This window comes from Terrabacter carboxydivorans (assembly GCF_039532035.1).
Taxonomy (GTDB): Bacteria; Actinomycetota; Actinomycetes; order Actinomycetales; family Dermatophilaceae; genus Terrabacter; species Terrabacter carboxydivorans.
Window position 1 is genome coordinate 107,357 of sequence record NZ_BAAARE010000011.1, and the last position, 26,976, is coordinate 134,332.

Sequence of the window (26,976 nt, forward strand, 5' to 3'; positions counted from 1 at the left end):
CGCTCACCGGAGGACCCGCTCTTCCTCGGGGAGCCGCCCGATCCAGATCATCGCCCGGTAGGCGACGATGCAGAGGGCAGCCCCCACCGCCAGGACGGCCCACCCCGTCGGCGAGGAGTACGCCGCGAGCGAGCCGCCGTTGAGGGCGAGCAGGCCGAGGATGACCCAGGGGGCGCCGGCCGCGAGCCGAGCGGCGTTGACCGTCCAGCTCTGCCGGGTCTCGAGCTCGGACCTGGTGCGGGCGTCCTCCCGCAGGAACGACGAGAGGGTGCGCAGCAGCTTGCCGAGGTCGCTGCCACCGACCTCGCGGGCGATGCGGAGCGACTCGACGATGCGGTCTCCGACAGGGTCGCTGAGGCGGTCCTTGAGCCGGTCGAGGCAGTCGTGGAACCGCCCGGTCGTGCGGTAGTCCTCGGAGAAGGCCGCGAAGGCCGGTCGCAGCTCGGCCGGACCTCGCACGGCCAGCTGCGACAGTGCCTCGGGCAGGGCGAGACCGGCGCGCACGCCGGAGGTGATGTTGTCGACGACGTCGGGCCACAGGTCACGAAGCTTGTTGCGGCGCTTGCGCGCTCGCATGCGCACGAGGGAGAGCGGGAGGGCTCCCGCCATGAGGCTGAAGCACAGGGAGATCGGCACGACACGGGTCAGGGCCAGGACCATCACGAAGGCGACCACGAAGAGGACGACGGATCCCAGGATGACGTTGGCCGGGGTGACCGAGGCGTAGCCGGCCTGGTTGAGGTGGTCGCGCAGCTCGACGATGAACCCGTCCGTCCTGGTGCGGCGGGGACCAGCCTCCTGGGGCCAGAACGACCAGTAGACGAAGAAGACGCCCGCCGCGAGCAGAAGGCCGATGAACAGCGGCGAGATCATGGATCGACCCGGGCGAGAAGGGCGGCCACGTCGTAGCCGGCGCGCTCGAAGGCCTCACGGTGCGGCGGGAACCCGTCGGCACGGCGAAGCACCCCGTCGCGGGTGACGAAGAGGTCGGCGACCTCGATGACGTCCCCTTCGGCGCGCCCGGGAACGGCGACGATCTCGCGCACGCGGCGCACTCCGTCGCGCTCGAGCGCGACGTGCACGACGACGTCGACGGCAGCGGCGACCGTGGGCACGACGAACCGGCTCGAGACGTTCTCGCCGGCCAGCAGCGGCAGCGTGCACATCTTGGTCACGGCCTCTCGGGCACTGTTGGCGTGCACCGTGCACATGCCCGGCACGCCGGAATTCAGGGCGATGAGGAGGTCGAGGCTCTCCTCCTGCCGCACCTCGCCGACGATGATCCGCGACGGGCGCATGCGCAGCGCCTCCTTGACGAGCCGCCTGAGCGGCACCTCGCCCGTGCCCTCGAGGCTGGGCTGGCGGCACTGCATCGAGGCCACGTCCCGCTGTGGGATCTTCAGCTCGAAGACCTCCTCGCAGGTGACGATGCGCTCGCGCGGCGGGATGGCGGCAGCGAGGCAGTTGAGCAGCGTCGTCTTGCCGGCCTGCGTGCCGCCGGCGACGAGGACGTTGAGACCGCTCGCGACCGCCGCCTCCAGGAACGTCGCCGCCTGCTTGGGCATCGTGCCCAGCCTGACGAGGTCGTCGAGTTGGTCGGCCTTGACGACGAACTTGCGGACGTTGACCTGCCAGTGCGTCCGGCTGATGTCCGGGATGACGACGTGCAGCCTCGAGCCGTCGGCGAGGGTGGCGTCGACGAACGGGCTGCTGAGGTCGACCCGGCGACCGCTGCTCTTGAGCATGCGCTCCACGAGGTCGCGCACCTCGTCAGCCGTGAGGATGGTCGGCGTCAGCTCGGCGATGCCGCCGCGGGCGATGAAGACCCGCGAGGGCTCGTTGATCCAGATCTCCTCGACCGTGGGGTCGTCGAAGTACTGCTGGAGCGGGCCGTAGCCCGCCACGACGGCGAGGATCGAGTGGACGGCAAGGCGCGCGTCCCCCAGCGACGGCAGGCCACCGTGGAGCGAGCGCTCGTCGTAGTCCTGCACGGCGTCCTGCACCAGCCGCCTCACGGCCTTGGTGTCGCTCGCCGGGTCGAGACCCGAGCGGCGGATCAGCTCGCGGACCTCGCCCTCGACGTGACGGACCGCTTCCTGTGTCGACATCCCTGTTTCCCCTGAACCCTGTGAGTTGCTTCGCCCGACATCCTGCCCGGAGTGTGCTGATCTGGCCTGTTCAAGCTAGGCCAGGGTCAGGCCACCCCGTCACCGTCATCCACAGGCCCGTCGCGAGCCGGGCTCCGGGACGTCTGCCACCACCGTCGGGGGTGCCGTCCTGCCCCGTCGCCGGCTGTGGCCAGCGCACGTCCCCGGTCTGCGAGGCCGGCACCCTAGCGGCGTCGTCTCGCTCGACGGAGCGGTCATCCACAGCTGTGCACGCGTCGCTCCCCCGGGCCGCCGGAAGCGGTCGACTGTGGCGACCACGACAAGGAGACCCACGTGCACCTGCCACTGACCGTCATCGACCCGCGACGCGCGGCCGTCGCCCCGCGTCAGGTGGTCGTCGTGGCTGCGTCGGGCACGCCCTTCGCGGAGGTGCGCCCGAAGCTCGCGGACCTCGTGGGCGTGCCGGGCTGCGGCTTCCGCATCGAGGGTCGAACGGTCGCCGACACGGACGTCGTCGGCGCTCGCCCGCTGATGCGTGACGCCCTGCTGACGGTGGCTCGAGCGGACGACCCTGCAGGCACCGGTGCGGGTCGCGGCGCGGTCGAGCTGCGGGTGGTGGGCGGGATCGGCGCCGGCCGGGTCAGCCGTCTCGGCCGGGGCCAGCACGTCGCGGGTCGCGCGGCGTCGGCCGACATTCGCCTGGACGACCCGGGCATCTCCCGCTCCCACGCCCTCGTGGACGTCGCCGCGGAGGGCGTCACCGTGCGCGATCTCGAGCCGACGAACCGGTCCCGGCTCGAGGGCACGCCTCTGCCCGAGGCCGGCGCGCGGCTGGCTCCGGGCCAGCGCCTGGTGCTCGGGTCCACGACCCTCGTCCTCGGCCCACCCGACGTCCGCTCCGGCTACCACGAGGTCCTCGACGGCGAGGTCCACATCCACCGGCAGCCACGCTTCCGCGACGGGGGCACGCCGGCGTGCGTCACGTTCCCTGAGCCCCCTGCCCGCCCGAACCACCACCGGATGCCGCTGCTCGCCTCCCTCGCCCCGGTGGTCGTGTCGGCGGGGCTCGCTCTGGCGATGTCGTCGCCGGCGCTCCTGCTCTTCGCCCTGCTCTCGCCAGTCATGCTGCTCGGCCAGTGGTGGAGCGACCGGCGCGCGGGGCGCAAGTCCTACCGCCGTCTGGTTCGCGAGCACGCTGCCGAGCTGGAGCGGCTGCGAGCCGACCTCGACCTCGCCCGCGCCGAGGACGCGAGAAGTCGGCACGAGCGCCAGCCGGACCTCGGCATCCTCGAGGCCGTCGTGCGCCGCCGGGGCACCCGCCTCTGGGAGCGCCGCCCGCAGGACGACGACTACCTCGTGGTCCGCGTCGGCACCGCCCTCCAGCCCGCGGACGTCAAGGTGGAGGGTCAAGCGCCCGACGGGCATCCGCAGACGGCTGGGCTGCCGGCCGTCGTGGACCTGGCGGCATCGGGGGTCTTCGGCATCGCGGGTCGCCGCGACCACACCCTCTCCGTGATCGGTTCCCTCGTGGCGCAGGCCGCGACATGGCACACGCCACGACACCTGGGCCTCCACGTCCTCGTCGACGCACGGCATCGTGTCTCGGACTGGGACTGGGCCACGCACCTGCCGCACCTGCGCGACGGCGTGGCGGGCGGACCCCGAGTGGCCGCGGGGGCCGTCGAGATCGCGCGCCACGTGGCCGCCCTCCGGGTGCTCGTCGACGGACGGCTGGCGTCGCCAGACGGGCGAGGCGGAGCCGACGGACGCCCCGCGCCCGACCTCCTGGTCGTCCTCGACGGTGCCAGTGCGACGCGCGCCGTCCCGGGCGTCGTCGACCTCCTCCGCGACGGTCCTCGCGCGGGCATCGTCTTCGTCTGCACCGACCACGACGTCACGTCGCTTCCCGCCGAGACCCAGGTGGCCCTCGACATCTGCGACACCGGGGAAGTCGCGATCCTGCGCCGGGACGGCCACTGCCTCCCGGACGTCGTGCCGGACCTGCCGTCGCTGGGCTGGCTCGAGGGAGTGAGTCGCGCGCTGGCCCCCTGCGTCGACGCCACTCCCGAGACCGGGCACGCAGCACTCCCGCGCGTCGTGTCCTTCGTCGACCTGCACCGTGCCTCGGGCGTCGACCCCACCGACCCCGACGGGCTCGTCCGGTCGTGGTCGGGGAGCGCCGGACGACCGACCGCACTGCTGGGACGCACGACCGAGGGTCCCCTCACGCTGGACCTGAGCGCCGACGGGCCGCACCTGCTCGTCGGAGGCACCACCGGGTCGGGCAAGTCCGAGCTGCTCCAGGCGCTCGTCACCGGCCTCGCGGTCAGCAACCGCCCCGACGAGCTCTCCTTCGTGCTGGTCGACTACAAGGGTGGTTCGGCGTTCAGCGACTGCGCCCGCCTGCCGCACACGGTCGGCCTCGTCACCGACCTCGACGCGCACCTCACCGCGCGCGCCCTCACCTCGCTCGACGCCGAGATGAAGCGCCGCGAGCGCCTGCTCGCCCAGGCGTCGGCCCGGGACCTCGACGACTACCGCCGGGCGGCTTCGGTATGCCGTGAGCTGCCTGCGCTCGCACGTCTCGTCATCGTCGTGGACGAGTTCAAGGCCCTCGCGGACGAGTTCCCCGACTTCATCACCGGACTCGTCCGCGTGGCGGCGCTCGGCCGATCCCTGGGGCTGCACCTCGTGCTCGCGACCCAGCGTCCGGCCGGCATCGTCTCGGCAGACATGCGCGCGAACGTGGCATGCCGCATCGCGCTGCGCGTGCGCGACCGAGCCGACAGCGAGGACGTCGTCGACGCGGCGGACGCAGCTGCTCTCGACCCCCGGGCTCCCGGACGGGCCTGCCTACGGATCGGTGACCGGGGACTGACGACGGTGCAGACGGCCTACCTCGGCGGCCCGTTGACAGGCCCGGACTCCGACGCGGACCCGCAGCAGGTCGTCGTGCGCGACCTCGCTGCCGCTACTCCCGCGACCGGCGGGCGGCCCGTCGGACCGACGGCCCAGCATCCTGTGGCGGACGCCGCGGACGTGCCGACAGAGCTGCACGCCGTCGTCGCCGCGGCCGACGCCGCCGCTCGGCTCCTGAAGCTGCGCCCCGCGGCCCCGCCCTGGCTGCCGCCCCTGCCGACAGAGCTGGCCTCCGCGGCCCTCATGGCCGAGTCGATCGGAGTCGAGTCGACCGGGGACGCCTCCAGCAGGGCTGAGTCGATCGGGGCCGCGTCCACCGGGGCCGAGTCGATCGCAGCCGGCTCGATCAGGGCCGAGGGGCCGACCGAGCGAGGCGGAGTGGCCCTCGGGTTGATCGACGTACCGACGCACCAGCGCCGCGAGGTGCTCCGCTGGCGTCACGACGAGCGAGGCCACCTCGGGATCGCCGGCGGCCCACGCTCCGGACGGTCGACGGCCCTCATGACCCTCGCGCGCGGCATCGCCGCCACCACGGGGCTGCACGACGTCCACGTCCACGTGCTCCAGGGCGCACCGGGCCCCTGCTCAGGGCTGGCCGCGCTCCCCTGCGTCGGGACGGTCACCGACGCCGGGGACCCGACTGTGAGCCGTCGCCTCATCGCGCGCCTCCTCGGCCTCGTCGACGTCACGGAGACCGGGCCTGCACGCACGCTCGTGCTCGTCGACGGGTGGGAGTCCCTCGAGGAGTCGCTCTCGGGCATCGACCACCGCGCACCGGTCGACGACCTCCACCGACTGCTGCGCGACGGGCCTGCGGCAGGGATCAGGTTCGCCGTCACCGGCGGGCGTGCCCTGCTGTCCGGGAGGCTCCCCGGGCTGCTCGAGCACCGACTGGTGCTGCACATGCCCGACCCGCTGGACCTCACGCTGGCCGGGGTCTCGCCCGCGGTCGCCGCGAATCCGCGTCCACCGGGACGCGCCATCGACCTCCGGACCGGGCACGAGCTGCAGCTGGCGCTGCCCGGCGCGGGCGACCCGGGCGACCACTGTCGGTCGAGCGAGGACGGCGAGTCGGGCGGTGACGGCGTGGTGCGCACGGAGCGTACGAGCCGCGCCGCGTCCCGCGTCGGCCCGGCGCAGGGGGCATCGCCGGCGCCCACGCAGGGCCCGGCGCGGGGGGAACCGCGGGAGGCAGCGAAGGTACCCCTTCCGTGGCGCATCACCGCCCTGCCCGAACGCGTCGAGGCCCGGACCATGCCGCCCTTCACCGACGGGCTGTGGCTGGGACTGGGCGGTGACGACGCCGTCCCGACTCTTCTCCCCCTGGCCGGGGGCCGCGGACGGGTGCTGGTGGCCGGACCGCTCCGCTCCGGACGCTCGTCGACACTGGCCGTCATCGGCGCCGGCCTGGTGGCGCAGGGACGTCATGTGGCGGTCGTCTGCCCGCGCCGGTCGCCGCTGTCGACGTGGGCCGCCGCCTCCGGCGTGCTCCAGCTGACCCACCTCGATGCCGACGACCTCGTCGCGGCGCGGCAGGCTGACGCCGACCTGTGCGTGCTCGTCGACGACGGCGAGCTCGTCGACGGCAGCCCGGTCGAGCGGGCGCTGCTCGAGATGGCCCGCCTCGTCGACACGACCGAGGGGGCGGTGGTGCTCGCCGCGGAGCTGACCCGGGCGAACGGCGCCTTCCGCGGGCTCGTGCCCGAGGTGGCCCGGGACGGCCTCGGGGTCCTGCTCGGGGCCTCGGCACCGTCGGACGGGGACGTGCTCGGGGTGCGCCTCGACCCCGGGACCGTCCGCCGCCCCGGACGTGGCCACCTCGTCGTCGACGGTTGCGCGACCGCGGTCCAGGTGGCACTTCTCGAGCGAACCCGCCCGTCGGACGACGCACCGGGTGCTGCCGAGCCGGTGCGCGCGGAGGCATGTTGAGAGCGGACTCGGTCCGCCGGGCGAGGGCCCGATCACGGCACCGCAGTCCCGGCCCTGACCACGCCGTCATCCGGCGTCCGGCGTCCCGGCGTCCCCGCGTCCCCGCGCCCGGCTTGCTCGTGGCTGTCCCGCTCGTGGCTGGCTCTTTCGTGGCTCGTCCGCTCGTGGCTGGCTCGTTCGTGCCTAGCCGCTCGTGCCTGACCCGCTCGTGCCTGACCCGCTCGTGGGTGGCGAACAACGGGACAACTCACGGGTCTTGGAGACCCGAGTCGTCGGGGCCGGGCGCCCTCCACCGCGCGGACTCCGCTGACGTCCGGCCCCCGGGTCTGCCACTCTCGTGGCCAGCACACCGAGCACGAGGAGACGTCGATGGCCCGCGGAGCCCGCGAGATCACCCTGCGGTTCCTCGCCGCGCCCACGGACGCCGGCTACTCCGGCACGGTCGGCGGCGGACGGGTCCTCGAGTGGATCGACAAGGCGGGCTACGCCGCCGCCGCGGGGTGGAGCGGGACCTACAGCGTGACGGCCTACGTCGGCAACGTGCGCTTCACCCGGCCCGTCGAGGTCGGCGACCTCGTCGAGGCAACCGCGCGCATCATCCACACCGGCACGACGAGCATGCACATCCTCGTCACCGTCTCGGCGGGCAACCCCAAGGACGGGCACCTGCGCCCGACCACCGACTGCATCATGGTCTTCGTCGCCGTCGACGAGCACGGCAAGCCGACCCCGGTCCCCCAGCTCGTTCCCGAGGACGACCACGACCGCGAGTGGCAGGAGAGTGCCGTCAAGCGCATCGCGCTGCGCACAGAGATCGCCACCGCGATGGCGGCCCAGACCTACAGCGACGCGGGCACGGCGCCGCGGGTGGTGCTGCGCTTCCTCGCGGCCCCGACCGACGTCAACTGGGGCGGCAAGGTCCACGGCGGCATCGTCATGCGCTGGATCGACGAGGCCGCCCACGTGCTCGCGACCGAGTGGACGGGCTCTGCCTCGAACGTCGCCGTCTACGCCGGAGGCGTCCGCTTCTACCGGCCGCTGCGGATCGGGCACCTCGTCGAGGTCGAGGCACGGTTGCTGCTCACGGGCACGTCGAGCATGCACATCAGCGTCCACGTGCGCTCCGGCGATCCTGCCACGGGTGAGCTGGAGCTGACCACCCACTCCCTCATCGTGTTCGTCCCGCTCGACCCCGAGGGCAACGCGGTGGCCGCGCGCCCGTGGACCCCGGTCACCGACGAGGACGTGGCCCTGCGCGACCACGCCGTGCAGCTCGTCACGATGCGCAACCACGTCGACGCCGAGCGCCACATCCCCTGACCCGGATCTCCCGCGGCCACAAGGCCCCCGACCACTCAGCGGGGTCCGGCGATTCGCCCGCGTCTGCCCCGGCTCGCCCCTACCGTGGAGACAAGGAAACACGCACCGCTGCTGCCACGGCACGTCGTCTCTGGTTGGGTCTCGTGGATCGGAAACCGACATGCAGCCATAGCTCGTCCTCGCCGTCGCGGCGCTCCTGCTGGGCCTGACGCTCTCCCTGCGCGCGAGCGCCTCGTCGACCGAGAGGCCGGCGAGGAGCGCCACGGGACAACGCAACTGGGGCTTCTTCGTCCTGGCGATCCCCATCGCCTTCTCGCTCTACCTGGCCTCGCTGTCCACCGCGATGCCCGGGCCGGGCACGTGCACCGTCAGCGCCGACCAGCCCGCCGTCCCGGCGGGCAGCCCGGCCATCGCGACGAAGTCGCTCAAGATCAAGGACCCTGCCGCCACCCGGATCTCGCTGGGCAGCGACAAGGGGCCGGCAAACGCCGCGATCGTCCTCGAGATGGATCCGCAGAAGACCCTGCCGACGCCGCGGCAGGTGCCGGTCAGCATCGACTCGCTCCGCCGGGGTGACAACCCGGACGTCAGCGTCGCCGTCTCGAGCCACGCGGCCTTCACGACCTCGAGCAACCTCACCGTCTGGATCTGCATCGAGCGGGCTCGCCCGGGCTCGTTCGTGCTGGACCCCGGCGAGTACGCCGGCTCGGTCACCGTCGTGGACCCCCGCCTGCCCGCCACGACCATCCCGTTCAGCATCACGCTGTCCTACACGAACTGGCCTGTGGTGCTCATCTGCTGGAGTCTCGTCGTCCTCGTGGGCGCCGGCTAGGTCTTCGTCATCCGCAACGAGCCGGCGAGCCCGTCGACGCCGTCGCTGACAGACCGGGCTCCGCTCAACATCGCAGAGGTCGCCCGCTTCATGTCCTCGCCCCTCGGCCTCGCCTCGACCGTGACGGGCGGGGCAGCAGCGCTCGGGGTGTATGCGAGCGCCTACCTGGGCAGCGCCACCTGGGGTGCGTCGACCTCGGACTGGCTCACCCTGACGGGCGCGATGTTCGGCGCCTTCGTCACGGCCAGCACCGCCTTCCGCTTCGCCAACGTCGTCAGCAACCCTCCCTCCTCCTCCGGGGGCGGGGGCACCGGAGGAGGAGGCACCGGTGGCGCACCCACGGGCGGCCCGGGAGGCGCCGGCAAGGGCGGCACCGGCAAGGAAGGCACGGGCACGGCGCCGGATCCCGCGGTCCTCATCTGAGCCTCGGTCCGCCGGAGCCGACATACGGCGTTCACCCGATGGCCACCACGGCTGCACCCGTTCCTTCCCCCTGCGCTCCTAACGTCACAGGTGGTTCCCAGCCGCGTCGACTAGAGGGGCGCGGCGGACTCACCTCGCCGAAGGAGCACCCGCATGACCCCCCACCTTCTCCCCCTGATCTCCGCGCCGCGTCACGGCTCGCGCAGCCGCGCGACGTGCCACTACCGGTGCAACAACGCCTGCGACGCCCCGGTCCCCAACGAGACCGACCACCCGGCGATGCGCGACCTGGTCGAGGGCGCGCTCGCCCGCCGGTCGCTGCTCAAGAGCGGGGCGCTCGGCGCCGGCGCCCTCGTCGTGGGTGGCCTCGTCGCCGCAGCGCCTGCCGCGGCCGCGACCACGAGCACCGCCACGGGCGCCGCAGCGGGCCGGGGGCGGCAGACGGGCGACGTCAGCCGAGCCGCCTTCACCCCGGTCGCTCCCAACCGTGCCGACGCTCTGACGAACGCGCCGGAGTTCACGCACAACGTCGTCATCCGCTGGGGCGACCCCGTCGAGGCGCACGCCCCGCGCTTCGACGCCTACGCCCAGACGCCCGAGGCGCAAGCCACGCAGTTCGGCTACAACAACGACTATGTCGGCGTGCTGCCCCTCACCGGCCGCAGCGCCCTGCTCGTCACCAACCACGAGTACACCGACGAGAACCTCATGTTCCCGGCGGCCACCTACGACGACGCGACGACCAAGAAGATCGCGATGGCCGCCCACGGCATGGCGGTCGTCACCATCGAGCGTGGCCGCGCCAAGGGCTCGTGGATCCGCTCGAACCACCGCCGCGCCCGGCACAACCGCCGCATCACCGTCCACACCGAGTTCGCCGTCCGCGGACCTGCCGCCGGGCACGAGCTGCTCCGCACCGCCGCGGACCCCACGGGCACGCGGGTCCTGGGCACCTTCGGCAACTGCGCCGGCGGCACGACGCCCTGGGGCACGGTCCTGTCGGGCGAAGAGAACTTCAACGGCTACTTCGACGCGAGCGGCGCCGTCGACCCGGCGAACGCGACCTCGTTCAAGCGCTACGGCCTCGCGACCGCCGCCGCGACGAACCGCGGCTGGTCGAGCGTCGACGAGCGCTTCGACCTCAGCAAGCACCCCCACGAGGCCTACCGCTTCGGCTGGGTCGTCGAGGTCGACCCCTACGAGCCCGGCTCGACCCCGGTCAAGCAGACGATGCTCGGCCGCTTCAAGCACGAGGGCGCCAACGTCACGCTCTCCGACTCCGGCCACGCGGTCGCCTACATGGGTGACGACGAGCGCGGCGACTACCTCTACAAGTTCGTCTCGGCCGACCGCTTCCGCAAGGGCGCCTCCCCGGCCGCCCGCGCCCACAACAAGACGCTCCTGACCAAGGGGACGCTCTACGTCGCGAAGTTCACGGGCGACGGCACGGGCGACGGTGAGTTCGACGGCGCCGGCACCTGGGTGGCGCTGACGTCCCACACGCGCTCGTTCGTCCCCGGGATGAGCGTCGCCGAGGTGCTCGTCAACACCCGCCTGGCCGCCGACACCGTGGGCCCGACGAAGATGGACCGACCCGAGGATGTCGAGCCCAACCCGGTCAACGGCAAGATCTACGCCGCCCTGACCAACAACTCCGACCGGGGCACGAAGTACCCCACCGACGAGACCAACCCGCTCTCCTCGAGCATGGTCCGGGCCAGCCTCGGCGCCCCGCTGACGAGCAAGTCGGGCAACCGCAACGGCTACGTGCTCGAGCTGACGGAGCGCGGGGACGACCACACCGCAACGACGTTCACGTGGGACCTCTTCCTCGTCTGCGGCGACCCCGAGGCTCCGGAGACCTACTTCGCCGGCTACGACAAGGCGAAGGTCAGCCCGATCAGCTGCCCCGACAACGTCGCCTTCGACGCGGTCGGCAACCTCTGGATCTCCACGGACGGCAACGTCCTCGGCTCCAACGACGGACTCTTCCGGGTGCCCGTCGCGGGCCCCGACCGCGGCCGTGTCGAGCAGTTCCTCACCGTGCCGTTCGGTGCCGAGACGTGCGGCCCGCTCGTCACCGAGGACCAGCTCTCGGTCTTCGTCGCCGTGCAGCACCCGGGCGAGACCGACGGCGCCACCTTCGAGGCCCCGTCGAGCACCTGGCCGCACAGCGACGGCTTCCCGCGCCCGAGCGTGGTCGTGTCGTACCGGAAGTGACGACAGCGGCGTCCCCGACGGCACCACGCCGTCGGGGACGCCGCACCAGGGCCCGGCACCGTCAGGGGGTGCCGGGCCTTCGTGCCTCCCGGACTCGGGCGACACGAGGGCGTATGCCGTTCAGCGCGGTCGCGTGGGCAGGTGGGTGCGCGGCGCCATCCGGGGGCCGCGGCGTGGTCGGTGGTGGCCCGCGAGACCGAGCAGGTGCTGCACCCGGTAGCGGTGGCCGCGGTAGGGCTCGAGCAGCTCCGCGAGACGATCGTCGTCGACCGGGGTCCCGGTCAGCGCCCACCCGATGTCCTTGGCCACGTGGTAGTCACCGAACGACACCGAGTCCGGGTCGCCGAGGGCCCGCTGTGCGACCTCGGCCGCGGTCCACACCCCGATGCCGGGCAGTGCACGCAGGCGACGGTGCGCCTCGGCGACCGACACGGATGCACCCTCCTCGAGCCGGCCGGCATACCCCGCGGCTCGCACGACGGTGCGCGACCGGGCCCCGTCGACCGACGCCTGCAGCCAGGCCCACGACGGGATCGCCGCCCAGCCGGCGGGGGTGGGCGGGGCCATCAGCCCGGGGAACGGTCCGGGCGCCGGGCTGCCGAAGCGGCGCACGAGCGCCCGGTAGCCGGCGAAGGCCTCCTGACCGGTGACCTTCTGCTCGATGACGGCCGGGACGAGGGCGTCGAGCACGAGCCCGGACCGCGGCACCCGCCAGTGGGGGAAGCGACGCCACGCCTCGGCGACGACCTCGTGGTGGGTCTCGAAGCCCGAGGGGTCGTCCTCGTCACCGAGCAGGGCCGGCAGGGCCTCGAGCAGCCAGACCGCCCCGGGACCCCACGCCTGGGCCAGGACCTCGGAGTCACCGGGCCGGCACACGAGGTGCAGCGTGCCGACGCCCTCGGGAGTCTGCGCCGCCCGCGTCACGGTGCCCTCGCGGGTGAACCGCGACGTCGGGTCGCCGGACCCCCGGCGGAAGACCCCGAGCTGCGCACGCAGCGCGATCTCGCGGTCGCTTCGCCAGAGACGGGTCGACGGTTCGGGCACCACAACATCCTCGCCTACACTCGGCACCGTGTTGACCGGGCCGTCGCCGGCCCGTTCGACGAGCGACTCACACCCGCCTGCCTGCCCAGCCGACCACCTGACCATCGGCACGCCGGAAGACCGACAGGAAACGAGGAACGATGGCCCGCGAGACGAGCCGAGACCGCCGCGAGCGCGTCGCCCAGATGCAGGCCGCCCAGAAGAGGGGCGAGCGCCGTCGGCTGCTCGCCGTCATCGGTGCCTGTGTCGCCGTCATCGCCATCATCGGCGCTGCCGTCGCCTGGGCCGTCATCGGTGAGCAGAACAAGAAGAACGAGGCGCTGGCCAACATCAGCGGCGACGTCGCCGCGGCGTCGTGCGACCCGGTGACCAACGACCCCGCGAGCGGCTCGAGCGACCACGTCGGCCCCGGCACCAACCAGCCGGGCGTCACCCGGATCCAGTACTCCACGGTGCCCCCGTCGAGCGGCAAGCACTTCGCCGTCCCGGCCGTCGACTCCCGCCGGGTCTACACCGTCGCGGACGCGCCCCAGATCGAGACGCTGGTGCACAACCTTGAGCACGGCTACACGATCCTCTGGTACGACCGCTCGGTCGAGAAGGACCAGGCCGCGGCCTTCCAGGCCCTCGCGACCAAGGTCAACGCCATGAAGGAGTCGGCCAACAAGTTCCTCATCAGCCCGTGGGACCCCTCCTACGGCGCCTTCCCGGCCGGCAAGAAGTACGCCCTGTCGCACTGGTCGGCCGACGTCGACCAGGCGACCGGCAAGGTCGGCACCCAGATGGGCCACCGCCAGCTGTGCGGCGGCCTCAACACCACGGTCGTCGAGGACTTCGTCAAGTCCCACCCGTGGAGCTCCGCGCCGGAGCCCGGCGCCGCCTGAGCGTCGACCCACCCCCTGCAGTCCGCGTCCGGCCCCCGGTGACCCCACCGGGGGCCGGTCGCGCGCTCCGGGCTAACCTGCCCGCATGGCTATCACCGGCGAGTACGTCCCCAGCCCCAGCGACTGGGTCCGCAAGCAGGTCGAGACGATCGAGGGCACCGGCACGACGGACTCCGTGGACATCATGGGCCTGCCGGTGGTGCTGCTGACCATGCGCGGCGCCCGGACCGGCGCCGTGCGCAAGGTGCCGCTGATGCGGGTCGAGCACGAGGGCGCGTTCGCCGCGGTCGCGAGCCAGGGCGGCGCGCCGCAGCACCCCCAGTGGTACCGCAACCTGCTCGCCCACCCTGACATCGAGCTGCAGGCCGGCACCGAGACGTTCCCGGTCCACGCGCGTGAGCTCGAGGGTGAGGAGCGCACGCAGTGGTGGGAGCGGTGCGTCGCGGCGTTCCCGTCCTACGCCGAGTACCAGACCAAGACCGACCGGTTGATCCCCGTCTTCGTCCTCGAGCGTCGGTAGCCCTCCTCGCCGGTCGTCTGCCGAGCTCGCCGGACCGTGGCGCTCGACGGTCCGCCGGGCTCCACGGGCCGGCGGACGCCGCCGACCGCTGACCGCCGCGGCGACCGTCCGGACCACCCCGGCTATCCCGGCGGACGCCGGTCGGGTCGGTGCGTCCGGCCGGCCGGCCGGTCGGGTCGGTGGGTCAGGCCGGTGGGTCAGGCCGGGAGGTCGCTGCTCTCCTGCGCGTGCCGCTCGCTGAGCAGGTGGTGCGACCGCGCGTAGAGCCAGCCGCCGAGGGCGGCCAGGACGTCGACGATGGTGACGATGAAGCGCGACATGATCGCCACCGCGGCGGCGGCCGGAGTCGGCATCGCCGTCGACAGGATGAGGGTCAGCAGGCCCTCGCGGGCCCCGAGACCGGCCGGCAGCACGATCGTCAGCATGCCGAGCGAGACCGACAGCGCGTAGCCCGTCATCGCAGCCGTGGTGAGGTCGGGGTGCGCCCCCTCACCGGCGACCGCGCGGGCGAGCAGCAGCGTGTGCACGCCGAACGAGAGCCAGACGAGGACGAAGGTCACGACGGCGCGCAGGACGGCGCCGGCCGACAGCCCGTGCTCCAGCGGCTCCCGCTTCAGGGTGCGCAGCATCCGGTCGATGATGGCGTTGAGCAGTCGGGGGAAGCAGAGCACGACGACGATCGGGATGCCGAGCAGCAGCCACCAGTCGAAGCCCGTCGAGGCGCGCGTGAGCAGGAACGACGCGGCCGGGAGGCCGACGAGCAGGCCGGTGAGCAGCGAGAGGCCGAGGGCGAGCAGCCCGGTGACGGCGGTGCGCCGCCGCGGCACCTTGAGGTGGCTCGCGATGTCGGCCTGCACGAGCACCGACCACAGCGAGCCGGGGAGGTACTTGCCGAGCTGCCCGACGAAGTAGACGCCGGACGCCGGGGCCAGGTGCAGGTCGGAGCCGAGGTCGCGCAGCAGCGTCTTCCAGCCGATCATCGTCAGCCAGGTGCCGACGGCGGCAGCCAGCGTCGACCAGAGGAAGGTCGACCAGGAGATCTGGTCGAGGTGCACCGACACGTCGGCCCAGTTGCGCGCCACGGCGTAGACGACCGCGGCGAGGGTGATCAACGCGATGGCCACGCGGAGGACGGTGAGGATCTTCTTGCGGGTCATGTCCGCCCCATCATCGCAGTCCCACGGGGGTGCTCAGCGCCGTCTCAGCGTCAGACGCACGAGGCCGTATGCCGCATCGTCGGCGCGGGCGCGTGACGCCGCCTCGCGCATCCGGGCGTTGACGTCGCCGTCGAGGTCACCGATGAGCACGAAACCGAGGTCGTGGGCGCGGGCGAGGATGCCGCGCACGTCGGCCGGCCCCACCGCTCCCTCGGCGGCGCGCGGGCCGATGGGGATCGTGACGACGAGCAGGCCGCCGGAGCGGAGCGCCCAGGACGCCTGCTCGAGGACGTGGTCGACGTCGTCGGCGTCGCAGCCGTCGGGGTGGATGCGGACGATGACGTCGAGGGATCCGGTGTCGACGTCGAGCGCTGCCACGCTGGGGTGCGAGCCGGTGAAGTCGATCTCGACGGGCGCGAAGCCGACGGCCCGGGCCCAGCGAGAGAGGAGCGACCGGGTGCCGCCCTCGTCGACGATGACAGCGCTGCGGCGGCCGTCGTCGCGCACGCGCAGGATCGCCGCCAGCGCCCCGAGCGCCGCCCAGGCGGACACGCTGTCGAGCGACCGCGGCAGGCCGAGGATGCGCGAGAGCCGGCGCGCGTCGTCGGCCTCGTCGGGCTCGCCGAGCACGTCGGTCGCCAGCACCCACTCGGGCAGGTCGTCCGGTCGCAGCGACACGAGGGGACGGCGCGCGGCGACGGCCCTGGTCGCGCCGCGCCGGGCCCGGGAGGCGACCCGCCGCGCAGCCCCTACGAGGGCACGGCCGCCGCGGGTGACCGCGCCGGTCCCGGTGGCCGGGACACCGTCCCCGTCGGTGGGGTCGGGGCCGCCGTCGCCGGGCACGTCGTCGTCGCTCACGTCGTCCGCGTCGTCGAGAGGGTCACCTGCGGAGGTGCCGGTGGCGGACGGGCCCGGCGACCCGGCATACGACCCCTCGGTGTCACCGAGCAGGACGCTCTCGTCGAGGGAGAGCGCCTCGAGGGTGCCGAGGTAGTGCGCCCACGGCCCGGACAGGTCGGGCGTTTGCACCCCCTCGGCGAGGCGGCGCCGCACCTCGGGGTCACCGAGACGGCGCAGCGCGCCCGCGAGGGCCCGCTCGTCCTCGGGTGGCACGAGCAGGCCGTTGACGCCGTCGACGACCTGCTGCGAGAAGGGCGAGATGTCCGAGGCCAGCACCGGCAGCCCGTGGGCGTGCCCGAGGATGACGTTCTGCGACGCCGTCGCAGAACGGTAGGGCAGCGCCAGGACGTCGTGGTCGGCCAGCAACGCGGCCAGGGCGTCCGCCGGCACGTAGCCGTCACGGATCTCGACCCGCCCCGCGAGCGCGGGGTCCGAGGCGAGGCGCGCGATGACGCCGCGGTTGGCGCCCCAGATCTCGCCGGCGATGGTGAGCGTCACCTCGGGGACCGAGCGCATGGCGCGCAGGAGCACGTCGATGCCCTTGTACTCGCGGATGAGCCCCAGGGCGAGCAGCCGGGTGGGTCCGGGCCGGGGACCGCGCGCGATGGGGTCTCCCCCGGGCAGGTGCGGCGGCAGGTCGGCGACGGAGACCCGGCGGGCACCGAGGTCGTGGGCCACGCGGGCCTGCTCCGCGCTGTGCACGAGGACCGAGTCGACCCGGGCGAAGAGCAACGACATGAGCTGGGCGTCGCCCACGTGCGGCTCGTGCGGGAGCACGTTGTGGCACACGACCACCGACTGGGGACGCGGACCCGCGGCACCGGGCACGGCGCCGGCGGCCCGCAGCAGCGCGAGGTGCGCTGGGACGACCGCAGGCATGACGTGCACGAGCAGGATGGCGTCGACGTCGCGCAGGCGCCGACCCGCGCGCACCCACGTGTCGGGACGGGCCCAGCTCAGGGCACGGATCGTGCGCGGGAAGGGCGGCACCTCGGGCTGCCCGTCGGGCACCGAGGCGTCCGCGTGGTGCAGCTTCGAGGGGTAGAGGTGCGCCCACGAGACGAGGGTGACGTCGTGCCCCGCGTCGGCCAGGTGGTGGGCCAGCATCGTCGTGTGCGCCGCCACACCCCCCTTGTGCGGGTGCGTGGGGCCGACGATCGCGACGCGGAGCGCGGCCGATCCCGTCAGCTCGCCCGGCTCGGGCGAGCCCGCGAGGTGTGGTGCGGCTGCTGGCGTCCCGGAGGACTGGTGGCCCCGCGCCGGGGAACCCTGTGACAACGCGTCCGTCATGGTGCTCCGACTCTAGTTGGCGGCGTGGACCGGGAGGTGCGCCGACGTGCCCGCCTCGCGTGTCGGGCGCCCCCGGCGGACGGCCCTACGCTGGAGCCCATGCAGAACGAGGACGTGTGGCTGGTCGTGCCGCTCTACAACGAGGCCGCCGTCATCGCCGACGTCGTGCGCGAGGCCCGCACCGTCTTCCCCAACATCGTGTGCGTCGACGACGGCTCGCGCGACGCCTCGGCGGACCTCGCCGAGGCCGCCGGTGCGGCTGTCGTGCGCCACCCCGTCAACCTCGGGCAGGGCGCCGCGCTCCAGACGGGCTTCGAGTACGCCCTCGGCGACCCGGGCATGCGCTACGTCGTCACCTACGACGCCGACGGACAGCACCAGATCAGCGACGTCGAGGTCATGCTCGAGCGCATCCGCCGGGGCGACGTCCGCGTCGTCTTCGGCTCGCGCTTCCTCGACGAGCGCACCGACGCCTCCACCGGCAAGCGGATCGTGCTGCGGGCGGCGGTGGCCTACACCAACCTGACGACCGGCACCCGCCTGACCGACGCCCACAACGGGCTGCGCGTGCTGCACCGCGACGTCGTCGAGCGGCTCGACATCACCCAGAACCGGATGGCCCACGCCTCCGAGATCGTCGCCCAGATCGGCTCGATGCGCTTCGACGGCGCCCGGGTCGCCTACGCGGAGGAACCCGTGCACATCCTCTACACCGACTACTCCAGGGCCAAGGGCCAGTCGCTCTGGAACGCCGTCAACATCCTCGCGGAGCTGATCTGGCGATGAGCCGACAGAGCGTCATCCAGATCCTGCTCATCGCGGCGGTGCTCGTCATCGCCTGGCGGCTGCTCATCGGCTCGGGGCAGCGCACCCAGGCCCTGCGCCGGCTCGGGCTGCTCCTCCTGCTCGCCCTCGTCATCTACTCGATCATCGACCCGAGCAAGACGTGGACCAACCTCGCCAAGGCGCTGGGGATCGGCCGCGGCGCCGACCTCATCCTCTACGGGCTCGTCGTCGCCTTCCTCGGCTTCGTCGTGACGACCTACAAGCGGTTCCGCGCGATGGAGACCCGCTACACGCGGCTGGCCCGCCGCATCGCCCTCGACGAGGCACGACCTGTGCCGCGACACGGCGGTTCGACAGGAACTCCTGACACACTGACCGGCGACGTTCCCCCGTCCCCGAGCGTGAAGGCAGCCGATGCCGACTGATCCGACCACTCCCCGCCGCACCGCGCGCGACGACGCCTACACCGTCGACACCCGTCGCCGCCCCAAGCGCGGCGACGGGGCCATCGCCTCGTCGCACGTCGACGCGCGGGACGCCGACGTCGTGGACACGCGTGGACGTGGGGGGTCCTCGGGCATTGCGGGCGGACCGCGGGAGCCCCGGGAGCCCCGCTACCGCTGGCGCAAGGGCCGGATCATCCTCATCGGGCTCCTCGTGCTGCTGCTGGCCTGGGTCGGCTTCCTCGTCTGGGTCCCGATGCAGGCCTGGGGCTCGGTCAACAAGGTCGACAACATCCCCGACGGTGCGCGACCGACCGACACCTCGGGCTACAACTACCTGCTCGTGGGGTCCGACAGCCGTGAGGGCCTGACGCAGGCCCAGCGCAAGAAGTACGCGACCGGCAGCGCCGTGGGCAGCCGCACCGACACGATCATGCTCGTGCACGTCTCCGAGAGCGGTGGCAAGTCGGTCATGGTCTCGCTCCCCCGCGACTCCTACGTCCCGATCCCGGGCCACGGGCGCGACAAGATCAACGCCGCCTACTCGATCGGCGGCCCGAAGCTGCTCACCGAGACCGTCGAGCAGGCGACCGGCATCCACGTCGACGGCTACGTCGAGATCGGCCTCGGCGGCTTCGCCGCGGTCGTCGACAGCGTCGGGGGCGTCAACCTCTGCGTGCCGCGCGACATGAACGACAAGAAGGCCGGCATCAACCTCAAGAAGGGCTGCCAGACCCTCGACGGCGGCAACGCGCTCGGCTACGTGCGCTCGCGCTACACGGACCCGCTCGGTGACATCGGCCGCGCCGCGCGCCAGCGCCAGTTCCTCGGCGCCCTGATGAAGAAGGCGGCGACGCCTGCCACGGTGCTCATCCCGTGGCGCTACAAGAGCTTCGCCGACGCCTCCGCCGCCGGGCTCGCCGTCGGCACCGAGACCGGCATCATGGACGCCGTCCGGGTCCTGCAGGCGATGCGGTCGGTGAGCAACGACGAGGGTCTCTCCCTCTCGGTGCCGACGTCCGACCTCTCCTACCGCACCAGCACGGGGGCCCTGGCGGTCAAGTGGGACACCGAACGGGCCAAGGCGCTCTTCACCGCCCTGAAGAACGACGAGCCGCTCACCGCCCCGCCGCCCGGGACCACGGTCGAAGGAGCGAAGAACAGCTGATGGCGCACGCTCTGACGGGCCACGTCCGATGACGGCCCCGGCCCTCCCCGCCGAGGTGCTCGCCCGGATGGTCGCCTCCGACCCCGGACGCCCTCGGCTCACGTGGTACGACGACGGCCCCGGGCCGACCGCCGGCGAGCGCATCGAGCTGAGCGCCCGCGTCCTCGCCAACTGGGTGTCCAAGGCGGCGAACCTCCTTCAGGACGACGCCGCGGCCGGACCCGGCACGACCGTCGGGCTCGACCTGCCCGCGCACTGGCGCTCGCTCTACTGGTCGCTCGCCACGTGGTCGGTCGGCGCCACCGTCGTCGTCGGCGACGCGGCCACGGGAGCGGACGTCCTCGTCACCGACTCCCCTGCGGCGGCGGCAGGTCACGGCGGCGACGCCGTCCTCGTCTCGCTGCCTGCTCTCGCCCGCAGCCACCCGGAGGCCGGCGACGCGCCCGGAGCCGTCGACGAGGCCCGCGAGCTCGCGACCCACGGCGACGTCTTCTCCCCGATGTCCGATCCCGAGCCCGGCGACGTCGCCCTGGCGGCGGACGGCGACGACACGGCATACGGCAGCCTCGTCGTGGTCGACGAGGGCTGGGGTCCGTCCCCGCGCGTCGCTCTGTCCGGAGGACTGGAAGAGGTCCTTCGCGCGTCGCTCGCCGCGTGGGCGGTCGACGGCTCCGTCGTGCTGATGCGCCGTGACCGCAGTGAGTCCACCGACCTCACCGCCCGGCTCGCGTCGGAGGGCGTCACCGTCGACGCGCGCGAGGGAGCCTGAGCCGCAAGCGGTTACGCGGAAAGCCGGTCGAACAGCGACCAGGTGCGGGATGCCACGACGCCGGTGCTCGCGAGCCCGGCCCTCGCCTGGGCCGCTTTGACGGCCTCGCGCGTCGCGAGGTCGAAGACACCGGTCTGGCGAACTCCGAGGAGCCGCTGCACGGCCACGACCTGCGGCCCCGTGTCGCCCGCGCGCAGGACCGTCGACCGGTCGGCCACGAACGGGAAGTCGCGGGCCTCGAGCACGTCCCACAGCTCCGGCGTCACGACCCCGGTCTGGGGCTGCGCCAGCGACCGCTGGAGCGAGACGACCTTGTCGCGCGTCACCGTCCCGAAGACGCCGTCGACCGCGAGACCACCCAGGGCCCGCTGCAGGACCCGGACCGCGGCACCGCGTGAGCCCGTGGCCAGCGTCAGGCTCTTGTACGGCGTGTAGCTCGTGCCGACCTCGACGCTGGCCACCCCGGCGGTGCTGCGTGACGACGTGCTGGCGTAGGTGGTCATGGCAGGACCCCTCCCGGTCGTGGTGGTGCGCAGGTCCGCGGTCGTCACCGTCAGAGCCGCTGGACGTGTCGGAAGCGTCGTGGTGTCAAGGGAGTCCAGTGCCGGCAGGCTCCGGAGCGCCACCGTGGAAGCGGTGCCGGTGCCCGACCACCCGCGGGACAGGAGCACCTGCTGGGTCCTGGAGTCGGCCACGCCGGTCTGCGGCAGGCCGGCGAACTTCTGGTAGGCCGTGACCCGCGCCCTCGTCATGGTGCCGTAGTAGCCCGTGGTCGGCAGCGAGCCCAGCTTCGCCTGCAGGGTCTTGACGGCGGCGGAGGTCATGCCGAAGCGCAGCGTGGGGTAGGTCGGGGCCGCAGGGGCGGGCGACGCGGCCGGCGCCGCCGCGGCCCCGGTCCAGCCGCGCACCCAGAGCCTGGCCTGCGTCACCGGGTCGGCCACTCCCGTCTGCGGCAGGCCGACGAACTTCTGGTATGCCGTCACCCGCGCCTGCGTCAGGCTGCCGTAGTAGCCCGTCGTCGGCAGCGAGCCGAGCTTGACCTGCAGCGTCCTGACCGCGGCCGAGGTCATGCCGGTCCTCAGGGTCGGGTAGGCGGCGGTGACGCTCCGCCAGCCCCGGGAGGCGAGGATCTCCTGGGTGCGCAGGTCGGCGGTCCCGGTCCGGGCCAGCCCGACGAACGCCTGGTAGGCGACGACCCGGGCCTTCGTCTGGTCGCCGAAGTAGCCGGTGGTCGGCAGGTTGCCGAGCCGCACCTGCAGCTGTCGCACCGCCTCGGACCGCATGCCCGGCGACAGCACGGCGGGGGTCGAGGGCAGCGGCGTCGTCGGGGTGGTCGGGGTCGAGGGCGGCGTCGTCGGGAGGCTCGAGGCGGCCGGCGGCAGGGACGTCAGGTAGGTCTTCGTCGGGACGCCGGTCCACCACGACGTGCGGCCCGCCGCACCGTCGTAGTTGAAGCTGAAGTGGATGTGGTCCGTGTGCGGTGAGCTGCCGTAGTAGGGGGCCCAGCCACGGTCCGGCGCGTAGGACCGCCACATCTTCCGGTTGTGGATGATGTACATGATCCCGAAGCGGCGGGCCATGGCGCCCTTGACGCCGTTCTTGTCGGGGGCCGTGAGCCAGGCGAGGACCGACTGGGCCACGGCCTCCTGCGAGGGGTTGGCGACGTTGAGCATCCAGTCCCACGCCCGCCCGTCGTAGTGCTCGGACGGACCGCTGCCGCACGTCCGGCCGATGAGGCCCGTCGAGCCCATGCCGTAGTGGGACGTCATGAGACGCGCGAACGCCAGCACGCCGGGCCGGGCGACCGGGTCGCAGACCGTCTGGCCCTGGTAGGGCACGTAGACGTCGAGTCCGCTCGGCAGCGTCCGCGTCGGCGGCGCCTGGACCGCCGCGGCCGGCTGCGCCGCCATCGGCACCGTGAGGGCGGGCAGGGCGAGGACGAGGCCCAGCGGGCGTCGGCGCAGGGCCATGGTGAACCTCTTCGGCAGACGGGGAAGGAGCGCTCGTGCGGGTTTACTCCCGCACCATTTATGCACTCCAGTCACAGGGACCACAACCCGGTCCGGCGAATTACAGGGGTGTTCTTCGCGTGGGCCGCGAATGACACCAATGTCATTCGCCGTCGCTCCGGTCGGGGCGCACGCGGTCGCCGAGCACGTGTGCCGGCCGGTCGGCATACGTGCTCGGCGACCACACGTCCGGCCGATCCTGTGGGGCGACCCCACGGCACCGGGCCGACCCCGCGCGGATAGAGTCCGACGCATGGACAAAGTCGTCTCCACCCCCCAGGAGGCCATCGCCGGGATCAGCGACGGAATGTCGCTCTCGGTCGGCGGTTTCGGCCTCTGTGGCATCCCCTCCGTTCTCATCGCCGCCATCCACGACGCCGGGCTGACCGACCTCGAGGCCGTGTCGAACAACTGCGGCGTCGACGACTGGGGCCTGGGCATCCTGCTGCGCGACAAGCGCATCCGCCGCATGGTCAGCTCCTACGTCGGGGAGAACAAGGAGTTCGAGCGGCAGTACCTCTCCGGCGAGCTCGAGGTGGAGCTGACGCCCCAGGGCACGCTCGCCGAGCGGCTGCGCGCGGGAGGCTCGGGCATCGGCGCCTTCTTCACCATGACCGGCGTCGGCACGCAGATCGCGGAGGGCGGGCTCCCCTGGCGCTACGACGACGCCGGCAACATCGCCGTCGCCTCACCGCCCAAGCAGACCCAGGACTTCGACTGGATGGGCGAGACGCGGACGTTCGTCCTCGAGCAGGCCATCACCACCGACTTCGGTCTCGTGCGCGCCGCGAAGGGCGACCGCCACGGCAACCTCGTCTTCAACCAGTCCGCTCGCAACTTCAACCCGCTCTGCGCCATGGCCGGTCGCGTCACCGTCGCGGAGGTCGAGGAGCTCGTCGAGCCCGGCGAGCTGGACCCCGACCGGATCCACCTGCCCGGCATCTTCGTGCAGCGCGTGCTGCCGCTGACCCCGGAGCAGGCCGCCGAGAAGCGCATCGAGCGCCGCACGGTGCGACCCCGCACCGCCGCCACGACCGCCAGCACGACCGAGCAGGGGGCCTGAGATGGCACTGACCCGTGAGCAGATGGCGGCGCGTGCCGCCGCCGAGCTGTCCGACGGCGCCTACGTCAACCTCGGCATCGGGCTTCCCACGCTCGTGCCGAACTACGTGCCCGACGACGTCGAGATCGTGCTGCAGTCCGAGAACGGCATCCTCGGCGTCGGCGCCTACCCCTTCGACGGCGACGAGGACGCCGACCTCATCAACGCCGGCAAGGAGACGGTGACCCTGCGCAAGGGCGCCGCGTTCTTCGACTCGGCCACGAGCTTCGGGATGATCCGCGGCGGCAAGGTCGACGCCGCCATCCTCGGCGCCATGCAGGTGAGCGAGGGCGGCGACATCGCCAACTGGATGATCCCCGGCAAGATGGTCAAGGGCATGGGCGGCGCGATGGACCTCGTCCACGGCGCCAAGAAGGTCATCGTCCTCATGGAGCACAACGCGCGGGACGGCTCCTACAAGATCGTCAAGGAGTGCTCGCTGCCGTACACCGGCCGCGGGGTCGTCCAGCGGATCATCACCGACCTGTGCGTCCTCGACGTCACGGACGCGGGCCTGGTCCTGCGCGAGCTCGCGCCCGGGGTCACCGAGGCCGAGGTGCGCGACAGGACCGAGCCCGAGCTCATCAGCGCGCTCTGACCGGTCGGTGCGCGGACCGCGCAGGACCGGGCACGACCGGGTGCCGAACGGGCCCCCTTCGCTCCGCAGCCGGAGAGGAGGGGGCCCGTCGTCGTCTCAGCCGGCGTAGTAGCCCATGAGGTCGCCGATGACCGAGACCGAGCCGACCGCGCTGCTCACCGACACGGCGGACCCCCGGATCCCCGACACCACGAGCGCCGAGACCGCCTGTCCCGGAACGACGTTGACGTTCGAGGTGCCCGGCCGTGACGTGCCAGCTGCGTAGACGGTCAGGGACGTGGGCTGCGTCGCGCTCGTCGCCGACAGCGACATCGCGACACCGTTCGCCGTGGCCGGGATCCCGGCCACGGTGGCGGTCAGGGTCCGTCCGGCCACGAGCGGGCCGTAGGGCGCCCCCCAGCCGTACCGGGTGTCGAGCACCCGACGCGGGCTCACGGGGGTGAAGCGGGATCCCGTCCCCGCCACGAAGACGCCCATGACGTCGGCGACCACATGGGTCGGTGCCGTGCTGTGGATCGTCACCGTGCCGCCGGGGCCCACCGGCACCGTCGCGAGGTTCGCGACGTCCTGACCCGTGAGGAAGTTGACGTTGGAGGTAGACGGGCGGGCCGAGCCCCCGGCATACGCCGTCAGGTGACCCGCCCCCTGCGGCCCCGTCACCGTGAGGTTGAGGTTGACCGCGCGCGTGCCGGCGGGCAGGTTCGCCACCGTGAGCGTGAGGGGGCGCGAGGGCTCCACCCTCCGAGCCGGAGCGCCGAGGCCGCTCCGGGTGTCGAGGACCCGGCGGAAGCTGCCCGCCAGACCGTTGGCCGACCCGTTCGAGTAGTAGCCGGCGAGGTCGACGATCACGTCGACCGAGCCAGACGAGCTGCGCAGCGTGACCGCCCCGCCCGACCCGACGCCCACGGTGACGGCTGCGGCCGTCGTGCGCCCCGGCCCGGTGTTGAGCACCGACGCGCTCCGTGGCTCCACGCCGGCGGGGACGAGCCCGACCGACGTGAGGCGGGTGGCCCCCGTGGTCGTGACGTTGACGGCCACGGCCGACACGTCCGCCGGCATCCCGGAGGGACGGAAGGTGATGGAGCCTCCCGCGGCAAGCTTGGCCCTCGGGGCGCCGACCCCGCTCCGGGTGTCGACGACCCGCCGCGCCGTCACCGGCGTGAAGCGGTTGGCCCGCCCGGAGTACTGCCCTGCGCGCCACTCCGACGCCGCGGCCGAGCGGATGCCCGGGACCTGGGGGTATGCCGCGTCGCCGGGACAGTCGGTCAGGCTGAGGTCGCGGTGCCCCATGACCCGCGGCTTGGTGACGCGCACCCCGGGGGCGTAGCGGGTGCTGCCTCCCGACGTCAGGGTCACCGAGGCGGAGGGGTCGAACGCGCTGCGGTCGGCCTGCCAGGCGACCACCCTGGCGACGGCGGTGCGCACCGCGCTCGGGAACGGCACCGACGTGAAGTCGCCGATCACCGAGACCCCGAAGGTCTCCTGGTTGAAGCCGCCCGCCTGCGCTCCGAGGGTGAAGCCGCTGAGGCCGCCCTTGCGCCCTTCGTAGATGCGTCCGAAGCGGTCGACGAGGAAGTTGTAGCCGATGTCGCACCAGCCGCGGCTCTGGGTGTGGAAGGCGAAGATGCCGCGCATCAGGGATGCCGCCTCGGCGGAGGTGTAGGTGTTGGCGTTCACGGTGTGGTGCACCACGGCGGCCTTGAAGCCGGCGAGGTGCTGCGGCTGGCACGGCATGAGGCTGTCGTCGGCACCCCACTGCGCCCGCGAGATGATCGCCGGCCGCGGCACGGATGCTGCCGCTGCGGCCGTGGCCGCGGCCGTCGTCGAGGCGGCTGTCGTGGTCGGAGCGGTGGTCGTGGAGGCGGCGGCCGTGGAGGCGTCGACGGTGGACGGGGCGGCTCGGTCGCCCGCCCCTGCCGTCGACGAGGACGCCGGGTCCACACCCGTGCCGGCGGGGTCCCCGACCGCTCCGATGGTGGCGTCGGCCGGCGACGTGCCGGCGTCGACGACGGCGAGGGCCAGGCCCTTCGGGGTGGCCGCCGCTGTCAGCACGCGCACCTCGATGCCGTCGGAGTCGGCGGCGGTGACGGCCTCGGTGCCGGACCTCGATCGGCGTCCCTCTGCCGAGCCCGGGTCGGGGCCGTCCTGGGGGTCGACCTCCAGGTCCATCCACCCGGTCCACGTCGACCGGGCGCGGGTGCGCACCTGCACCTCGAGGTCCGCGGGCGCCCGGCCCGTGAAGGTCACCCCGGCCACGTCGAACGCCACCCCGGTGTGCTGCGACTGCGCGACGACGCGTCGACCCTTCGAGGCCGATGTGCCGGGCGCCGACGAGGCCTGTCCGGCGGCGACGTCCGGGATGGCGAAGCTCGTCACCCGGGGCCTGACCGGAGCGGCGGCCGGCGCGGGTGCGGCCGGGAGGAGGCCCGTGGGGCCGACTCGGGTCGCGTGGGCTGCGGGTTCCGCCGCTGCCGGGGTCGCCCCGGAGGCGACGAGCGCGGACAGGGCGACCACGAGGGCCGGGAGCAGGGATCTGGGGTGTGCACGCATGGGGC

The 26,976-nt window shown here is 73.1% G+C and carries 20 protein-coding genes; 13 read left to right on the top strand and 7 right to left on the bottom strand.

Annotated features, from left to right (window positions below; translation table 11 throughout):
• Positions 1-3 precede the first annotated feature (3 nt).
• Together ABD297_RS13575 and ABD297_RS13580 are read right to left on the bottom strand one after the other, a co-directional pair.
• On the bottom strand, positions 4-873 hold the full coding sequence (locus ABD297_RS13575; protein ID WP_344255483.1) for a type II secretion system F family protein: 870 nt from the start codon (positions 871-873) through the stop codon (positions 4-6).
• Positions 870-2,108 carry a TadA family conjugal transfer-associated ATPase gene (locus ABD297_RS13580; RefSeq protein WP_344255484.1) on the bottom strand — a complete coding sequence of 413 codons (1,239 nt, stop codon included), beginning with the start codon at positions 2,106-2,108 and terminating at the stop codon, positions 870-872. Before ABD297_RS13580 ends, ABD297_RS13575 begins: the two co-directional genes overlap by 4 nt.
• A gap of 333 nt (positions 2,109-2,441) precedes the next feature.
• Here ABD297_RS13580 and ABD297_RS13585 point away from each other — a divergent pair, with 333 nt between their 5' ends.
• The 5 genes from ABD297_RS13585 to ABD297_RS13605 all read left to right on the top strand — a co-directional run bounded on the left by ABD297_RS13585 (position 2,442) and on the right by ABD297_RS13605 (position 11,751).
• Positions 2,442-6,956 carry an FtsK/SpoIIIE domain-containing protein gene (locus tag ABD297_RS13585; protein ID WP_344255485.1) on the top strand — a complete coding sequence of 1,505 codons (4,515 nt, stop codon included), beginning with the start codon at positions 2,442-2,444 and terminating at the stop codon, positions 6,954-6,956.
• Between the two features lie 369 nt (positions 6,957-7,325).
• Positions 7,326-8,276, top strand: a complete 951-nt coding sequence (locus ABD297_RS13590; protein WP_344255486.1) for an acyl-CoA thioesterase — start codon at positions 7,326-7,328, stop codon at positions 8,274-8,276.
• Between the two features lie 343 nt (positions 8,277-8,619).
• Positions 8,620-9,108 carry a hypothetical protein gene (locus ABD297_RS13595; RefSeq protein WP_344255487.1) on the top strand — a complete coding sequence of 163 codons (489 nt, stop codon included), beginning with the start codon at positions 8,620-8,622 and terminating at the stop codon, positions 9,106-9,108.
• A 90-nt stretch (positions 9,109-9,198) separates the two neighbouring features.
• Entirely contained in the window at positions 9,199-9,531 is a 333-nt protein-coding gene (locus ABD297_RS13600; RefSeq protein ID WP_344255488.1) for a hypothetical protein, read from the top strand.
• A gap of 153 nt (positions 9,532-9,684) precedes the next feature.
• Positions 9,685-11,751, top strand: a complete 2,067-nt coding sequence (locus ABD297_RS13605) for a PhoX family protein (protein WP_344255489.1) — start codon at positions 9,685-9,687, stop codon at positions 11,749-11,751.
• Positions 11,752-11,871: 120 nt separating this feature from the next.
• On the opposite strand, the gene ABD297_RS13610 is transcribed toward ABD297_RS13605, so the two are convergent.
• Positions 11,872-12,798, bottom strand: a complete 927-nt coding sequence (locus ABD297_RS13610; RefSeq protein WP_344255490.1) for a DNA-3-methyladenine glycosylase family protein — start codon at positions 12,796-12,798, stop codon at positions 11,872-11,874.
• Positions 12,799-12,935: 137 nt separating this feature from the next.
• On the opposite strand from ABD297_RS13610, the gene ABD297_RS13615 reads away from it, so the two are divergent.
• Together ABD297_RS13615 and ABD297_RS13620 are read left to right on the top strand one after the other, a co-directional pair.
• Positions 12,936-13,679 (top strand): DUF3105 domain-containing protein, encoded by a 744-nt coding sequence (locus tag ABD297_RS13615; RefSeq protein ID WP_344255491.1) that lies wholly within the window; start codon positions 12,936-12,938, stop codon positions 13,677-13,679.
• 85 nt (positions 13,680-13,764) lie between these two features.
• Positions 13,765-14,199, top strand: a complete 435-nt coding sequence (locus ABD297_RS13620; RefSeq protein WP_344255492.1) for a nitroreductase family deazaflavin-dependent oxidoreductase — start codon at positions 13,765-13,767, stop codon at positions 14,197-14,199.
• A gap of 197 nt (positions 14,200-14,396) precedes the next feature.
• Here ABD297_RS13620 and ABD297_RS13625 read toward each other — a convergent pair whose 3' ends face one another.
• Together ABD297_RS13625 and ABD297_RS13630 are read right to left on the bottom strand one after the other, a co-directional pair.
• Positions 14,397-15,356 (bottom strand): lysylphosphatidylglycerol synthase domain-containing protein, encoded by a 960-nt coding sequence (locus ABD297_RS13625; protein WP_344255493.1) that lies wholly within the window; start codon positions 15,354-15,356, stop codon positions 14,397-14,399.
• A gap of 33 nt (positions 15,357-15,389) precedes the next feature.
• Positions 15,390-17,546: a glycosyltransferase gene (locus ABD297_RS13630; protein WP_344255494.1), complete on the bottom strand. Its 2,157-nt coding sequence runs from the start codon at positions 17,544-17,546 to the stop codon at positions 15,390-15,392.
• A 99-nt stretch (positions 17,547-17,645) separates the two neighbouring features.
• On the opposite strand from ABD297_RS13630, the gene ABD297_RS13635 reads away from it, so the two are divergent.
• The 4 genes from ABD297_RS13635 to ABD297_RS13650 are packed head-to-tail and all read left to right on the top strand — an operon-like array spanning position 17,646 to position 20,712.
• Positions 17,646-18,332 (top strand): glycosyltransferase family 2 protein, encoded by a 687-nt coding sequence (locus ABD297_RS13635; protein ID WP_344255495.1) that lies wholly within the window; start codon positions 17,646-17,648, stop codon positions 18,330-18,332.
• Positions 18,329-18,757, top strand: coding sequence for a DUF2304 domain-containing protein (locus ABD297_RS13640; protein WP_344255496.1), 429 nt, complete (start codon positions 18,329-18,331; stop codon positions 18,755-18,757). Before ABD297_RS13635 ends, ABD297_RS13640 begins: the two co-directional genes overlap by 4 nt.
• Positions 18,747-19,943: an LCP family protein gene (locus ABD297_RS13645; protein ID WP_344255497.1), complete on the top strand. Its 1,197-nt coding sequence runs from the start codon at positions 18,747-18,749 to the stop codon at positions 19,941-19,943. The genes ABD297_RS13640 and ABD297_RS13645 overlap by 11 nt, the downstream gene beginning before the upstream one ends.
• A 28-nt stretch (positions 19,944-19,971) precedes the next feature.
• Positions 19,972-20,712 (top strand): TIGR03089 family protein, encoded by a 741-nt coding sequence (locus tag ABD297_RS13650; RefSeq protein ID WP_344255498.1) that lies wholly within the window; start codon positions 19,972-19,974, stop codon positions 20,710-20,712.
• Positions 20,713-20,723: 11 nt separating this feature from the next.
• On the opposite strand, the gene ABD297_RS13655 is transcribed toward ABD297_RS13650, so the two are convergent.
• Entirely contained in the window at positions 20,724-22,682 is a 1,959-nt protein-coding gene (locus tag ABD297_RS13655; RefSeq protein ID WP_344255499.1) for a peptidoglycan-binding domain-containing protein, read from the bottom strand.
• Between the two features lie 292 nt (positions 22,683-22,974).
• Here ABD297_RS13655 and ABD297_RS13660 point away from each other — a divergent pair, with 292 nt between their 5' ends.
• On the top strand, positions 22,975-23,784 hold the full coding sequence (locus ABD297_RS13660) for a CoA transferase subunit A (RefSeq protein ID WP_344255500.1): 810 nt from the start codon (positions 22,975-22,977) through the stop codon (positions 23,782-23,784).
• Position 23,785: 1 nt separating this feature from the next.
• Positions 23,786-24,421, top strand: a complete 636-nt coding sequence (locus tag ABD297_RS13665) for a CoA transferase subunit B (RefSeq protein WP_344255501.1) — start codon at positions 23,786-23,788, stop codon at positions 24,419-24,421.
• 96 nt (positions 24,422-24,517) lie between these two features.
• Here the strand turns inward: ABD297_RS13665 and ABD297_RS13670 are convergent, their stop codons facing one another.
• Positions 24,518-26,971 (bottom strand): N-acetylmuramoyl-L-alanine amidase, encoded by a 2,454-nt coding sequence (locus tag ABD297_RS13670; RefSeq protein WP_344255502.1) that lies wholly within the window; start codon positions 26,969-26,971, stop codon positions 24,518-24,520.
• Positions 26,972-26,976: the final 5 nt, after the last annotated feature.